Source organism: Actinoplanes sp. NBRC 103695 (genome assembly GCF_030269485.1).
Lineage (GTDB): Bacteria > Actinomycetota > Actinomycetes > Mycobacteriales > Micromonosporaceae > Actinoplanes.
In genome coordinates this window covers 44,447-58,899 of the sequence record NZ_BSTL01000036.1, presented here as the reverse complement: position 1 = coordinate 58,899, position 14,453 = coordinate 44,447, and the positions used below count along the sequence as shown (strand labels likewise).

Genomic DNA, 14,453 nt, shown 5'->3' with positions numbered 1-14,453 from the left:
ACTTGCTAATGCGACGGATCGGCGTAGTGCACCAGCTCGATCAGCAGTCCGACGGGTTGACGAAGGTAAAGGAACGTAACTGTCATTCCTTTTCGCGCGCCGGCACAGGGTGTCACCCTGACCGGGCTGAATCCGTTCGTCCGGAGCCGCCTCGTCTCTATGTCAAGATCGTCCACCGTGAAGGCGATGTGATAAAGGCCCGGGCCCTCGCGTTCCAGAGGACCACTCACGGCAGAGTCCGGCACGGCCGGCGCCACCAGTTCCACGAATGGCGCCTCGCCACTGAAACCCCAGAATTCGCAGTTCACGCCGAACGCTTCGGCTGACCCGCTGTCGGTCCGGCCCATCCCCAGTGCGACGAACGCATCATGGGCCGCCGCGGGGTCGGCCAGGCGCAGCCCGACGTGGTCGATGCCGAGAATCATCGGAGGCCTCCGGCGAGCGGCATGCCATGGATGCGTTTCAGGTCAACGCGTTTGTCGAGATTTCTGGCCGGCGACCCGCCCGGAACCGTCTCCGCTCGGGTTGGCCACCGCAGATCGCTGGCCGGCAAGGCAGGCCCTCGGCGACGGCTGAGCCCCGGCGTGCGCTCCGGTGACGGAGAATGCCGCATCGCGGCGCACCGCGTCCACAGTGGTAGCTCATGTCGCATGATCGGCAACTCTAGTGACTGCATTGTCGGCGGTCCAGTATGTCGAGTGTCCGAGATGCCTTATCGGCAACGTGTTGCCAGCTTGACGGTGCTCATGCGAAAATACGTCGGTCGATGCATTGAGAGTGTTCTGCGCGCCGGAAGGTGTCGTTTACAGTGCCGACGCACGGTTCCACGAGATAACTGGACGGGCGTGACTGGCAGGGGAAAGGTCCTGCCTAAGGTGACACCGGTTTCCTGCTCGCCGAAAAACGATGGTTCTGCGGCATCGCTGGGGATCAGAAGGCTGCCAGATCCGCGATGAGAACGACCGTCGCGAGGTTCTCTAAGCAATTTTCTCGTCGCCGAAGTGCGCGCTCGCCGCCCCGAGCCGGGCCGTTGAGGACCCGTCGAAGCCGATGTGATCGACAGGAAGGTTCGCGATGAACGCCGCAGAGGACGACATCTCAGGTGTGCTCACGGAGTTCCTCGGGAAGGTCGTCGGCGACGTCGACCGGCTCGGGGAGGGCACCCGGCTGATGACCGACGGGCTCCTCGACTCGATGGCCACCGTCGAACTCGTCGCGTTCATCGAGGACCGGTTCGGCGTCGAGATATCCGACGAGGACCTCGACCCCGACAATTTCGAAACGCCTGAAGCCATGGTTCGGCTGGTCAGACGGAAGCTCGGGGAGAGCGGACGATGACCGGCCTGATCAAGTGCGTGATCTGGGACCTCGACGACACCGTCTGGGCCGGGACGCTGGCGGAGGGCCGCGGGGTCCGGCTCAGCACCGAGGTCCGAGAAGCGATCGAGACCCTCGACCAGCGTGGCATCCTCCAGTCGGTCGCGAGCAAGAATGCCTCGGGCCCGGCGCTCGCTGAGCTGTCCCGGCTTGGCCTCCACGACTACTTCCTGGCGCCGCAGATCTCTTGGCAGCCCAAGTCGGACCTGGTGGCGGAGATCGCACAACGACTCGACGTAGCACTCGACGCCGTACTGTTCATCGACGACTCCGAGTTCGAACGGGCGGAGGTGTCGTTCAGTCATCCGCAGGTCCGCTGCGCCGGCCCTGAAGACCTGCCCGGGCTCCTGCGGCGGCCCGACCTGAATCGCCCGATCACCGCGGACGGCCGCAACCGGCGTGCTCTGTATCGGCAGGCCGAGCAACGCAACGATTTCGAGAAGTCCTTTCAGGGTCCGCGCCTGGAGTTCCTCCGCTCCCTGGACATGAGGGTCGATCTCTCGACGGCGACGATCGAGCACCTGGAGCGGGCCGCCGAACTCACCGAGCGCACCCACCAGCTCAACACCACCGGCGTGACCTTCACACCCCAGGAGCTGGCGCGGCTGATCGATTCTCCTGACCACCTCGTCCTGGTCGCCGAACTGCAGGATCGGTTCGGTTCGTACGGCACGATCGGTCTTGCCGTGGTCGCCCGCGGTGTGTCGGAGTGGCGTATCCGGTTGTTCCTGATGTCCTGCCGCGTCATGGGCCGCAACATCGGCGGAACCATGCTGACGTATCTGGAACGGCGGTGCGCGGAGGACGGGGTCCAGCTGACCGCTGATTTCCTCGCCACCGAGGTGAACGCGCCCATGTACAAGGTGTACCGGCTGGCCGGGCTGCAACCCGTCGGCGACCCGGATGCTGACGGCGTACGCACCCTGGTGTTGCCGCCGCGTCCACCGCGCTCGTACCCGGACTATCTGACTGTCACCGTGCCCGCGAAGACGGGCGGGTTCAGCACTCCAGCAGGAGATCCGTTCTAGCGTTCCGTGCGGGCCTGCCGGGTGTAGTGGCATCTCCCTCACCTTCGGAAGGGAGCCGGTCAAGCCCTACACCGTGGTCTTCGCGGAGCAGGGCGACGAGTGCAGAGAAGAAGACATCAACATCGACTCCCGGACCGGCGCTGGTGTTGACCTTCGGCATGCGCGTGATCGGGTACGGCCTGCGCGATCCGGGAGTCTGAGGCTGCGCACTACTGCTCACATGCCCTGCGCTGTGGTCCGCCGCGTCGGCGGAGCAGCGGGTCGGCGCTCCACTCCTCACCGGGCCAGCGTCGCTGGTCGACCTCACCGATGGCGTCGGCACAGCCGGCCACGTACGCCGCGAACTCCGCCCCGGTGGGCAGATCCCGCGATGCGCCCGGGTGGGCGTGGTCCAGCCGTCGCCTGAGCTGATCCTCGGTCCAGGACGTGGTGTAGCCGTGCATCGCCGACCGGTGCCCGGCGTCGCTCGTCACCGCGGCCAGCAGGGCCCAGCACGCCAGCTCGCCGATCATCGCCGCGTGGATGTGCTGGGCGGCGTCGTCGCCGGGGAGACGGGCGGCGAGTGCCACGACCCGGTCGACCTGCGCGAGCACCCGTGCGTTCGGCTGCACCGGCCGCACCAGCTTCGCCAACTCGCCGGGATTCTTGATCAGCTTGGTGCCGAGGTAGACCGAGAGGGCCTCGGTGGAACCCTCGAAGATCCGGAACAGCCGGTAGTCCCGGAAGTGCTGACCGACCGTATTGGTGTCGAGGAACCCGCGAGCCCCCAATACCTGAAGAGCCGCGTCGATGGCGCTCCAGCCCAATTCGCAGCCGAGGATCTTCGCGCAGAAATACCAGGCATCGGGTACGTCGTGGCCGGCGTCCCGCCAGGTCGCGATTCGCCCGATCAGCGTTTCCACCGCTTGGACGGCGGCTCCGGCCCCGGCCAGCAACTGACGTATGCGCCCGTTCTCGGCCAGGTAGCCGGTGGCGACCACGCGGCCGGAGGTGAATCTCTGGACCAGTTCAAGAGAGCGCATCGCCGCCCCCGCGGCCATTGCGGCGAGCACGATCCGGCCGCCCATGAATGCCGCTTTGGCCGTGCTGAGACCGTCTCCCTCGCCGCCCAGCACGGCCGAGGCCGGCACCCGGAGCTCGCGGAAGCGGAGATCGTATTGGGGTACCCCGCGCAGCCCCAGGGTCAGCATTTCCGGACCGATCTCGAAACCCGGTGTGCGGCTGTCGACCAGGAAGCCGGTAATGCCTTGGGGCCGGCCGTCGTCGTCCCGGACGAGCGCGAAGACGTTGACGTACCGGGCGTCCCCGCCCAGCGAAATCCATTTCTTGCGGCCGTTGATGGTGTAGGAGCCGTCGGGGTTGCGGGTCGCGCTGGTGGCCATCCCGCGCAGGTGGGAACCGATTCCGGGCTCGCTGATGGCGCTGGTGGCCAACGCCTGTCCGGTAGCCAGGCGGGGCAGCACACGGCTGCGGACGTCCTCGGCCGCCGACTGTTGGATCGGTGCGGTTCCGAGAGTGTTGTGCACCGCGCAGAAAACGGCGAGATTGGCGTCTATCGCCCCGAGTTGGGTAAACACCCGGTTCATGTCGGTGTGGGACAGATCCTGGCCGCCGAATTTCTGCGGAATCTGCAGGCCGAGCAGCCCGGCATCGGCGAAATCCGAGGTCAGTGCCGGCGGCAGGGAACGACGCTCGTCGACCAGCCGGGAATTGAGGAAATTCCGGGAGTAGGCGCGCAGAAATTCCACCATCCGCGTCGCCGATGACGGCTCCGGCCGGTCGTCTGCCGCTGTGCCGAAGACAGTGTCGTGACCGAGGGCTTCGACATTCATCGTCCACTCCACGGATCGGTACTCGATATCACCGTCGGCGGCGGCCGGCGACTTCGTGCAAATTGCACGGCAGGCGGAACTAATTGATCAATGATCCGCCTTAAGTTTGCCTATTCGACCGAACTCTACAACGGGCCCCTCGGTTTCTCAACGGGGTCAAGCCGCTACCTAGGGTCACGAAATGGGCCGGGCAGCTGTCCGTGGAAGTGCTGCCCGGCCCGGTGATCTTCGGGCTACTCAGCCTCGCGAGCGTGGATCTGCGCGACCATCTCCGAAGCCAGCGCCTTGATCGTCTCCAGCCCGGGGCGCCCCCAGGGACGTGGTTCGACATCGACCACGCAGACCGTGCCGAGCGTGACGCCGGTCCGGTCGATCATCGGAGCGCCCAGGTACGAGCGGATGCCGATCTCGTCCACCACCGGGTTGCTGGCGAAGCGGGGATAGTCGCAGACGTCATCGAGCACGAGTGCCTTGCGCCGGACGACCACGTGCGGGCAGTACCCGTGCTCGCGCGTGAATGTACGACCGGCCAAGGCGGTCCGGATCGCCTCCGGGATGGCCGTGCCGGCGTACAGCCCACCCAGGTACTGCCGGTCGGTCTGGACGAAGTTGACCATGGCCAGTGGCGCCCGGGTGACGTCGCCGACCCGCCGGGCGAACTCGTCGAGCTGCGGATCCGCGTCGTCACCGAGGCCGAGCTCGTGCAGCCGGCGCATGCGAGCGGGCAGTTCCAGATCCGCCGGGGTGAGGGGATGGTGTCCGGAAAAGTCGTAGATCATGCCGGGACTCTCCTCGATCATTGTCAGGCCGGGAGGCCAGGAGGTGGTGGATCAAGCCGATCAGGACGCCGGTGGCGGATCGCTGATCGCGTGCGTCGCAGTGCACGATCGGGACGTCCGGCTTCAGGTCGAGTGCGCTGCGCATGTCGTCCAGCTCGTACCGGCAGGCGCCGTCGAACTCGTTGACCGCGATCACGAAGCCGATGCCGCGGGACTCGAAGAAGTCGACGGCCGGGAAGCAGTCCTCCAGCCGGCGGGTGTCGGCCAGCACGATCGCCCCGACCGCGCCGTTGGACAGCTCGTCCCACATGAACCAGAAGCGCTCCTGCCCGGGGGTGCCGAAGAGGTAGAGCACGTGCTTCTGGCTGATCGTGATCCGGCCGAAGTCCATCGCGACAGTGGTCCTCGACTTGCCCTCGACGCCGGTCAGCCGGTCCGTGCCCACGCTGGCGGTGGTGAGCAGCTCCTCGGTGTGCAGCGGCTCGATCTCGCTCACGGCTCCGACAAACGTGGTCTTGCCGACGCCGAAGCCGCCCGCGATCAGGAGCTTGAGCGCGGACGGGAACTGGTCAGAGTCGTCGTTCGAGGGCATTGAGAATGATCTCCAGTACGGCCGGGTTGGAGGAATCGGCCAGCGGGTCCGGGGAGCGGGCATCGACCACGCCCCAGTCGACCAGATCGGACAGAAGGATCTTGGTGACCACGGCGGGCAGCTTCAGCCGCGCCGCGATCTCGGCGACCGTGGTGACGCCGTGGCAGAGCCGGAGCGCTTGGGCGTGGTCCGGCCCGAGCTGACCCTGCGGCTGGCGACCGGTGGCGATCACCATTGACAGCAGGTCCATCCGGATGGTCGGTTCGGTCCGTCCGTCGCTCACCGTGTACGGCCGGATCAGCCGGCCCGCGGCGTCGTCGAACCAGTGCCCGCCGTCGACGTCCAGGACGCTCACCGTCCGCGCACGTCCAGAACGCCGGACGTCGGCCGGGCCGGCGTCGACAGATACGGCCGTACGCTCTTGACCATCTGCGCCATCTCATAGCCCAGCACCCCCGGGTCGGCCGTTTTCCCGGCGACCACCGCGAGCACCGCCCCGGAACCGGCGGCCGAGACGAACAGAAGGCAGTCGTCCAGCTCGGCCAGGACCTGGCGGACCCCGTCGCCGCCGAGCCGGGACCCGGCACTGCGAGCCAGCGAGAACAGCCCGGAGGCGACCGCGGCCAGGTGATCCGCGCCGTCGTCGTCCAGCCCGTGCGCGGCCTTGCGCAACCCGTCCGACGACAGCAGCAGTGCGCTCCGGGTGTCCGGAACGCGGTCGACCAGTCCGGACAGCAACCAGGCGAGGTCTCGGGACGTGCGGGGGGAATCGGTGAGCGACATGTGAGCTTGGCCCTTCTGAGATCCGTGCCGGTGGTCAGCCATGACTTCCGGCTTCGGGTACGTCTGCTTCACCCTGCGAGACACCGTTCATGAACGACGCCATCAAGCCTGGCTGGTGTTCGCCGGCCGGTTCCGTCGCCGGGCGCGGCGGCCCGAGCTGCAGTTGCGGCGCCATGTGGGTCTGGCTGCGGCGCCGAGGGAGCGCAGGCCGCGACGGGGTGGCCGCGGCCTGCTGGTGGTGCGGGGTGACGGTCGCGGTGGCGTCCGGGCGGGGACCGGCGCGGCGGCCACCGGCGCGTGGCAACTCGCCGCCGCCGCCGAGGGCGTGAGCCGGTGCCGTGGGAGCCGGCGTGCGATCGTGCGGCGTCACGGCCGGCCAGACCGGCGGCCGGGTGATCTCGGCGGTTCCCTGGCCGCGGCTCGACGAGCGGTCCCGTACCGGAAGGGCTCGTCGGGCCGGCTGCAGCGGAACTCGTCTCTCCAGCGGGGGCCGCTGCTCGTCCCCCGGAGCCGGGCTCGGTGCCGCCGCGGGTGCCGGTGCCGCTGGGGATGCCGAGCCGATCAGCACCGGTGGCAGGATGATCACCGCTTGGGTGCCGCCGTAGATGTTGGTCTGCAGCTGCACGACGATCCCGTGCTGCTGGGCGATCATCGAGACCACGTAGAGCCCGATCCGTCCGTCCCGCAGCAGGTCGTCGAGGTTGGTGTCGTCCGGGTTGATCAGCAACTGGTTGACCCGGTCGAGGTCGGCGCGCTGCATGCCGAGCCCGCGATCCTCAACCTCGACCGCCGTGCCGGCGGCCACCTGCTGGGCCCGGAGCAGCACCTGCGTGTGTGGTGGCGCGAACATCGTCGCGTTCTCGATCAGCTCGGCGATCAGGTGGATGACGCTGGCGACGGAGTGCCCCGGCAGGGTGCCGTCGATCGGGGGAACCAGCTTGACCCGCGAATAGTGCTCGACCTCGGCGATCGCTGACCGCAGCACCTCGGTCAGCGCCACCGGCCGGCTCCACTGCCGGCGCGACACCGACCCGCCGAGCACGGCTAGATTTTCCGCGTGCCGCCGGATCCGGGTCGCCAGGTGGTCGACCTGGAACAGGCCCTTCAGCAGATCGGGATCCTCGACCTCGTTCTCCAGCCCGTCGAGCAGCTTGATCTCGCGGTGCACGAGTGATTGGAGCCGCCGGGACAGGTTGACGAAGACCTCGACATGCCGGCCGGCGGCGTGGTCGGCCGGCACCCGGGCAGCCGGTATCGCCGGAGCCTGCCGGAGCCGCTCGGTTAGTTCGTCGACCTCGGCGCGGGCGGCGGCCAGCTCCGACCGCGCCTCGGCCAGAGCGGACCGGGTCACGGCGGGCGCGGTACGCCGCCGGACCGTCCAGGCCGCGAAGCCGAACGCGGCCAGGGCAGCGACACCGGCGAGCAAGAAAGGAGTGGCGGGCATGAGCATCCTTGTTCTTGGTGATGCGGCGATATCCCGGGAAGGCCATTCACTGTAGAGCGGCGCAGGATGCGTTACCAAAGCCGGAACTGGCTGGTAATCGATCTGATGAATCGGCTTGCCTCGATTCTGATCCACATCATCTGAATGGGTGAATCAATCGTGACAAGCGACCTGAGCCGACGTTATGGTCGCGCTGGCGTAGTGCGTTCGCCCAGGAAGGCCCGCGCGGCGGGGACACGCCGGTGCCTCTCCCGGCCGGCAGCGGATCGAGCTTGAGGAACACATCGCCGACATCGTGAACCCCCACCGAGACCGTCCGTGAATGTGAACGATCGTGGTGGGGGTTGACGTGTCCGGCTCTCTATTCGCACACGACGATTGCAGCGCGCGAGCCGCCGAGATCGGCGCCAAGAGCGTCGATCCATCCCGGAACGTTCACCAAAGCAGGACGGGGAGCCGGGTGAGCGCGCGGGTCAGCAGGGTGGAGCGGTAGTGCAGTTCGGTGGGCGCTCGGCGGAGATCGGGGAAGCGGGTCAGCAGGGCGCTCAGGGCGATGCCGACCTGGAGGCGGGCCAGCGGCGCACCCAGGCAGTAATGGATGCCGTGGCCGAAGGAGAGGTGCGCGGCGCCGGTACGCCGGATGTCGAAGTCGTCGGGACGGACGAAACGCTCCGCGTCGCGGTTGGTCGCGGCCAGGGCGACCATCACGGTCTGGCCGGCGGCGATCACGGTGTCCGAGCCGGGCGGGCGCCACGGCTCGGTGGTGAAGCGCCTGGTGGACAACGGCTGCGGGCCGTCGTACCGGAGAATTTCCTCGACGGCCCCCGGCAGCAGGTCCCAGTCCGCACGCAGAGCGGTCAGTTGCTCCGGGTGGTCGAGCAGGGCGAGCGTGCCGTTGGCGAGAAGATTGGTCGTGGTGGCGTGCCCGGCCACCAGCAGCAGGAAGGTGGTGGCCCGGAGCTCGGAGTGGCTCAGCCGCCCGGCCTCGGAGTCCCTCGCCGCGATCAGCGCGCTCAGCAGGTCGTCGCCGGGGTTCTCGCGCTTCTGAGCGATCAGGCGGTCGAAGTAGTCGTTGATCTGCTCGACGTGCGCGCGGGCGGCGTCGGCGTCGGCGGACGGCTCGAAGATGCCGGCGCACAGCTCGGCGAACGCCGTCCGGTCCAGCGTAGGCACGCCGAGGAGCTCAGAGATCACGGTGACCGGCAGCGGGAAGGCGAACTCCGCGATCAGGTCCCGTGGACCGGCGGACCGTGCCATCCGCTCGACGAGATCGTCGGTGACCGACCGGATGAGCGGGGCGAGGGCCGCGATCCGCCGGGCGGTGAACTGCTTGGACACCAGCCGGCGAAGTCGCGTGTGGTCCGGCGGATCGCTGGAGATCATGCTGGTCCCGATCGCGCCCGGACCGACGCGCCCGGTGACCCGGAGCCAGTCCTTGCTCATCGTCGGCTCGGTGAGCGCGGCATGTCCGGCCTCATGGCCGACGATCAGCCACAGCCTGCTGCCGCCGGGGAGGCGTACGAAATGCACCGGCGCCCGGTTCCGGAGGCGCGCCAGGACCTCGTACGGGTTGCGGTAGAGCGCGTCGGCGTCACGGGACAGGTCGACGACGTTCTCGGCGGGCGCGGCGGCTGCGCTGCTCACGGCTTCTCCTCAAGCTGGGGGACGGTCTCGGGGTGCAGCTTTCCGGCGGCCACGCGCCACAGACGGGCCCGGTCCGCAGTACGGCGCATCTCGCCAGGGAGCGCCGAGGCGTGACCGTCCGGAGCGGTTGCCGGGTTCAGGGGTGGATCCAGCAGCTCCGACTGGGCACGGCCGAGGGGTGACGCGCGGGCGAAGGCGTGTTCCTGGAAGGAACGCAGGACGCCACTCCGCCAGGCGTCGGCCATCGCTTCGTCGCCCCGGCGGGCCGCGGCCAGCGTGCCGGACACGGCGGTTCGCAGGTCCTCGGCGCGACGGTCGCCGCGCCAGCAGAGCACGATGACCTCGCGCCGGGCGGAGGTGACCGTGGTGCGCCCGATCACCGCGAGTTCCGTCTGCGCCGCGGCGGCCAGCGCACGGGCGACCGACCGGGAGAACGGCGCCGGTTCGGCGACCGGCACGGTCAGGACCAGCAGGCCGTCCAGCTCGGCCGGGAGCCGGAGCGCAGGCACGCCGGCGTCCGTACGGGCCGGCGGCGGGGGAGTGGCAGCGCAGGCCGGCAACGCCTCGGCGATCACCTCGAGCAGCGCTCCGGGGTCCGGCAGCGGTCCGGCGAAGGTCAGGACGGCGGCACCGGGCCGGTAGCGCTCGCCGGTGAAGGCATCGACGTGCGCCGGCGTGATCCGGCCCACTGTGTCCACGGTGGCACGGAGGGCGTCCGCCAGACCTTCGCCGGGCAGGGCCGCCTCGGCGGCCGCGGGGCCCAGCAGGAGCAGCGGGTTGACCGCCGCCGCGCGGGACTCCACGTTCACCGCGGCGCGCTCCGCCTCGAAAGCGGTGCTGCCGATGGTGTTCCGCGGATCGAGGATGCGGGTGAGCGCGCCGACCATGCTCTCGCTCTGCTCGGCGAGCCCGGCCATGGTGAACCTGGTCTCGGTGTTCTCGGTACGCCCGGTGATGTGCAGCCCGGACCCGGTGACGGCGGCGATGCGGATGTGCTCGGTCAGGTGGGCGGTTCCCCAGAGGTGTACCGGGTCGGCGCTCGATCCGGCGGCAACCCGCAGGCAGGCGCCCGCCGTATGCGCCCCGGGCAGGTCGGAAAGGCGTACGCACAGCCCGGAGACAACGAACTCGGTGGCCGTCACGCCGGTGATCCGATCCGGGCGAGCTGATCTGGGCGTACCTCTCCGGTGATCGCGATGGCGGGCGGCGCCGTCTCGTCGAGCCGCAGGTCCAGGCCGTGTGCCGCCCGGTACGCCACGGCCCGCGCCACATCGGCCAGGGAGGTTCCGCCGCGAGCGACGGTGCGGTGCTCCTCGACGGCGCCGAAGGGCTGGTCCACCTGGGCGAGCAGCAGCGCGCGGCATCGCGTGGCGGCGACGGCGAGCTCCGCGGACGGCGGTTGCGACACTGCCTCCCGTATGCTCAGGAGCAGCACCTCCACCGCCTCCGCCGCACTCTCGGGACTCACCAACGCGTATCCGCCGATGCTCGGCGCCGCGGCCATCTCCCAGCTCATCGCCGCCACGCCGTAGGCGAGCGGGCGCTCCCGACGCAGTCGGCGGATCAGCAAGCCCTCGGCGCCGGTGCCGAGCGTCTCCACCGCGAGCGGCAACGCGCCGGCCGGGGGCGCGGCATCGTGCAGCGGCAGCCGGACCGCCACCCGCGTGCGCGTCTCGTCCGGCATCGGGACGGCGACCACTCCACCGCGCCAGGCCCGCCCGCCGGTACGCTCGTCGATCCGCCGGCCGCGTGCCGGCTGTGTTCCACCCGCGTGGTGCAAGGCGATCCCGGTGGCGTGGCAGCGAGCCAGATGACCGGCCACGTCGGACGTCGTGATGCGGACGATCGAGTCCTCGTCGCCCAGCGCTCCGGGGCCGGAGCGACCCAGCGCCGCTTCGTCCACCGCGTCCAGCATCCGGAGATACAGGTTGCCGGATCGCTTGTGGAGCAGCCGCAACTGCGCCGACCTGAGTTGCGCGAGCCGGCTCTCCGGCGGCGGATCGAGCCGCGAGTTCAGGTAGCCGGGCAGAAGGTCAAGATCGCCCATGGCGGTCCAATACGAGAAGGACGACGCGTACGCCTCCAGCCGGTGCCGGGTGCGCCAGCCCAGCCGTTGCGGCAGGTCGCCGGCGGCGATCCAGCGTGCGACCAGCGCGGACAAACCTTCTCGGCCCACCGGGTCGTCGCGGTGGCCGTACGGCAGGTCGACGATCGCGGCCGTGGATCGATGAAGGCCCACGGGTGCGACATCGGTCATCGGGAATCCGCCTCCCGTGCCCGGCGGAGCGCGGCCAGCGCGATCGGCAGCGCGACGACGGTCGCCGCGACGCCTGCGCCGGCCAGCACGGCGCCCACTCCCAGATGTGGCGACAGCACGGTGGCCAGCCCGAGCGAGCCGCACTGCGCCAGCACCAGGAAGGACCGGCGGAAGGCGATGACCCGGCCCAGCACGGTGGACGCGGCACGTTGCTGGCACAGCAGCGTGGGCGCCATCGCGAAGAGCAGGTTGTGCGCCCCGGCCAGGAGGCCGCCGAGGAAAACCCAGACAGGCCCGGCGTGTGCCGACCACACCACCGCGCCGACCACCGGCGCCGCCGTCGCCGCGCCGATGGCCAGCATGACCGTGGGGTTCAGGTTCGCACGGCGACGGGCCACCGAGGCCGATGCCACCAGCCAGCCGGCGCCCATTCCCGAGGAGAACAACCCCGCCTCGGCGATTCGCCCGCCGGCGCCGACCAGCAACAGCGCGAACTGTGGGAGGGCACCGAGGAAGAGGAACAGCGCCGCCTCCGCCAGTACCCCGGTGCGCAGGACACGATCGCCGAGAAGGGCGCTCAGGCCCTCGCGCAGCATCGCCACGGGACGTCGTCCCGGCCGGGCGGGCGCGTCCCGCCGGCGGACCCGCAGGATCAGCAGCGCCGCGAGCAGGAAGCTGGCCGCGTTAGCCGCGACCGCCCCGCGGAAACCCAAGCCGGTCGCGACCGCCGCGCCCACCAGCGGGCCCAGAGCCAGGATCGTGCCGGTGGTCACCTCCTGGGTGGCGTTGGCCGAGGTCAGCCGGGACGCCGGGACGAGCGCCGGGGTCAGGCTGGGCACCACCGCCGAATTGACCGCGCCCAGGGCGCCCAGCACCACGGTCAGCACGTAGTAGAGCGCGATGTCCCGCGTGCCCAGCACCGGCAGTAGCGCGGCGGTGACGAGGGCGGCGAGCAGGTTGAGCAGGACCGCCAGGCCCCGGCGGTCGAAACGGTCGGCGAGGACACCGGCGTACGGCGAGAAGACCACCCGGGGCAGGAGCTGAACGACGAACGCGACCCCGGTCAGAGCGGCCGAGCCGGTCACCTGAAGCACCCACAGCGGCATGGCGATCGACTGCGCGGCGTTGCCGAGACTGGAGATCGACTGTCCCGCCCACAACCACCAGAAATCCCGTCCCAGCCGTTCGCCGCGCTCATCCGGCGGGCGCGACGGTACGACGGCCGCCCGGCCGCTCATCGCACGAGCAGTTCGCCGCGGTACGTGTCCACCGCCGCGACGGCCAGCTGGGCCTTGGTGCGGGACTCGCGTGGCCGGTCGAGCCACGCGTCGACGGCGTCACAGAACTCGTCCAGCGCCTGGACGCAGGCCAGCGAGGACTGATTCACCTCGATCTCGAAGCAGGCGTACCGTTCGATCGGCTCGATGCCGCCGGCGGGCAACCGGAACTCGACCAGGTCAACGCTGAAGACGCACGGAAAGTCGCCGGGCAGCCGGCCGAACCGTTTGATCCGGCGCTGGCTGGTGATCCCCGCTGTCTCCAACGGGCCGTTCACCAGCCCGTACGTGAGGATGTGCCGGAGCGGGAGCGCCGTTCCCGCCGCCAGCACCGCGGACAAGGCTTGCGGATCCACCCGCTCGGAGATCTCCAGGGCGTCCCTGCGCCCCTCCCAGAGCAGGGTCTGCTTGACCCCGATCCAGCCGATCCCGGCCAGCCGTCCCTGGTTGGCCGCGATACGCAGGGAGTGCCCGGCCGTGGTGAGGCTGCGCCCGCGGTCGTCGAGATAAAGGACGCCCTGGGTGGCGGTCATCGGCTCGGAGAGGCCGGTCAGGCCGCCGGTGACCGTGGGCGAGTCCAGCCACCGCAGCGGATCGGCGGCCGCCACGTCGTGGTCCAGCGCCCACTTGCTCTCGTGCTCGACGCCGACGATGCGGGTCATCGGACCGTCCTTTCGGTTCCGGCGGCGGGGAAGAGATGGAAGACGTCCACGTCCTCGCCGGGCAGGTGGAAGAGGCGGCGGCAGGCCTCGCGGACCACGGTCACGGATTCCCGCGGAGGCTGGAAGTGGCCGGACTTGGTGTTCGCAACCACCATGGACACCCGGTTCGCGCCAATCAGCACGATCTCCCCGGCGGCCCGCGCCAGCAGGCGCTCCGGTACGAGCATCGGATGCGCCACCGGAACACCGTCCACGGTGGCCCGATTACGCCCGAACACCAGATCAGCCAGTACGAACGGCCGCGTCCAGACCAGCAGCCGGTCCATCTCGTCGATGACGAACATGTACGACGCGCCTGGCCGCAACAGGTCGAGCGGGGTCTCCGGGTCGCGGATCTCGATGGTCTGCGCGAGCACCCGCCCGCTCACCCCGCTGTACCGCCGCTCGAAGATCTCCCGGTCGAACCGCAGCAGCGGGGGATCGACGGAGATGATCTCCCGGCGGGGCGGCGGGGCGGCGCCGCCCGAGGCGAGGTACGCCCGTGCGATCTGTTCCCGCAGGTCTCGTACGCGCTGGGACACCCGTTCGTGCCCGCGCTCGGCGGTCAGCACCGTCCGCAGCGAGATCAGCTCCTCGTACAGCACGAACACCGAGGCCTGCGAGTGCGGGCCGTAGGTGTCCCGGACGCTGCGGCCGAGCTCGGCGAAGCGATCGAGCAGGACACCCGTGTGATCTGTGGTCATCCGGCCTCCGTCGGGGGCCGAGGCCGGGGACGAAC

At 69.8% G+C, this 14,453-nt stretch carries 15 protein-coding genes; 2 read left to right on the top strand and 13 right to left on the bottom strand.

Annotation, left to right across the window (positions count from 1 at the left end; genetic code table 11):
- Positions 1-5 precede the first annotated feature (5 nt).
- Entirely contained in the window at positions 6-425 is a 420-nt protein-coding gene (locus tag QSK31_RS41740) for a VOC family protein (protein WP_285690430.1), read from the bottom strand.
- A 649-nt stretch (positions 426-1,074) separates the two neighbouring features.
- On the opposite strand from QSK31_RS41740, the gene QSK31_RS41735 reads away from it, so the two are divergent.
- Both QSK31_RS41735 and QSK31_RS41730 read left to right on the top strand, forming a co-directional pair.
- Positions 1,075-1,338 (top strand): acyl carrier protein, encoded by a 264-nt coding sequence (locus QSK31_RS41735; protein WP_285690429.1) that lies wholly within the window; start codon positions 1,075-1,077, stop codon positions 1,336-1,338.
- Positions 1,335-2,405: an HAD-IIIC family phosphatase gene (locus QSK31_RS41730; RefSeq protein ID WP_285690427.1), complete on the top strand. Its 1,071-nt coding sequence runs from the start codon at positions 1,335-1,337 to the stop codon at positions 2,403-2,405. The genes QSK31_RS41735 and QSK31_RS41730 overlap by 4 nt, the downstream gene beginning before the upstream one ends.
- Before the next feature lie 209 nt (positions 2,406-2,614).
- On the opposite strand, the gene QSK31_RS41725 is transcribed toward QSK31_RS41730, so the two are convergent.
- The 12 genes from QSK31_RS41725 to QSK31_RS41670 form a co-directional block, all read right to left on the bottom strand.
- On the bottom strand, positions 2,615-4,237 hold the full coding sequence (locus QSK31_RS41725; RefSeq protein ID WP_285690426.1) for an acyl-CoA dehydrogenase family protein: 1,623 nt from the start codon (positions 4,235-4,237) through the stop codon (positions 2,615-2,617).
- A 233-nt stretch (positions 4,238-4,470) separates the two neighbouring features.
- Positions 4,471-4,953, bottom strand: a complete 483-nt coding sequence (locus QSK31_RS41720; RefSeq protein ID WP_285690425.1) for a GAF domain-containing protein — start codon at positions 4,951-4,953, stop codon at positions 4,471-4,473.
- Positions 4,922-5,608, bottom strand: coding sequence for a GTP-binding protein (locus QSK31_RS41715; RefSeq protein WP_285690424.1), 687 nt, complete (start codon positions 5,606-5,608; stop codon positions 4,922-4,924). The genes QSK31_RS41720 and QSK31_RS41715 overlap by 32 nt, the downstream gene beginning before the upstream one ends.
- Entirely contained in the window at positions 5,586-5,963 is a 378-nt protein-coding gene (locus tag QSK31_RS41710) for a DUF742 domain-containing protein (RefSeq protein ID WP_285690423.1), read from the bottom strand. Before QSK31_RS41710 ends, QSK31_RS41715 begins: the two co-directional genes overlap by 23 nt.
- A complete protein-coding gene (locus QSK31_RS41705; RefSeq protein WP_285690422.1) occupies positions 5,960-6,391 on the bottom strand; it encodes a roadblock/LC7 domain-containing protein in 432 nt (143 codons plus the stop codon). The genes QSK31_RS41710 and QSK31_RS41705 overlap by 4 nt, the downstream gene beginning before the upstream one ends.
- Positions 6,392-6,425: 34 nt before the next feature.
- Positions 6,426-7,835 (bottom strand): sensor histidine kinase, encoded by a 1,410-nt coding sequence (locus QSK31_RS41700; RefSeq protein WP_285690421.1) that lies wholly within the window; start codon positions 7,833-7,835, stop codon positions 6,426-6,428.
- Positions 7,836-8,270: 435 nt separating this feature from the next.
- Entirely contained in the window at positions 8,271-9,479 is a 1,209-nt protein-coding gene (locus QSK31_RS41695) for a cytochrome P450 family protein (protein WP_285690420.1), read from the bottom strand.
- Complete coding sequence (locus QSK31_RS41690; RefSeq protein ID WP_285690419.1) at positions 9,476-10,621, bottom strand: peptidase M16 family protein; 1,146 nt, start codon at positions 10,619-10,621, stop codon at positions 9,476-9,478. Before QSK31_RS41690 ends, QSK31_RS41695 begins: the two co-directional genes overlap by 4 nt.
- The gene (locus QSK31_RS41685) at positions 10,618-11,736 is read right to left on the bottom strand and encodes an insulinase family protein (RefSeq protein WP_285690418.1); all 1,119 of its coding nucleotides are present in this window, start codon (positions 11,734-11,736) and stop codon (positions 10,618-10,620) included. Before QSK31_RS41685 ends, QSK31_RS41690 begins: the two co-directional genes overlap by 4 nt.
- Positions 11,733-12,974 (bottom strand): MFS transporter, encoded by a 1,242-nt coding sequence (locus tag QSK31_RS41680; protein ID WP_285690417.1) that lies wholly within the window; start codon positions 12,972-12,974, stop codon positions 11,733-11,735. The genes QSK31_RS41685 and QSK31_RS41680 overlap by 4 nt, the downstream gene beginning before the upstream one ends.
- Positions 12,971-13,675, bottom strand: a complete 705-nt coding sequence (locus tag QSK31_RS41675; RefSeq protein ID WP_285690416.1) for a hypothetical protein — start codon at positions 13,673-13,675, stop codon at positions 12,971-12,973. Before QSK31_RS41675 ends, QSK31_RS41680 begins: the two co-directional genes overlap by 4 nt.
- Entirely contained in the window at positions 13,672-14,418 is a 747-nt protein-coding gene (locus QSK31_RS41670) for a hypothetical protein (RefSeq protein WP_285690415.1), read from the bottom strand. Before QSK31_RS41670 ends, QSK31_RS41675 begins: the two co-directional genes overlap by 4 nt.
- Positions 14,419-14,453: the final 35 nt, after the last annotated feature.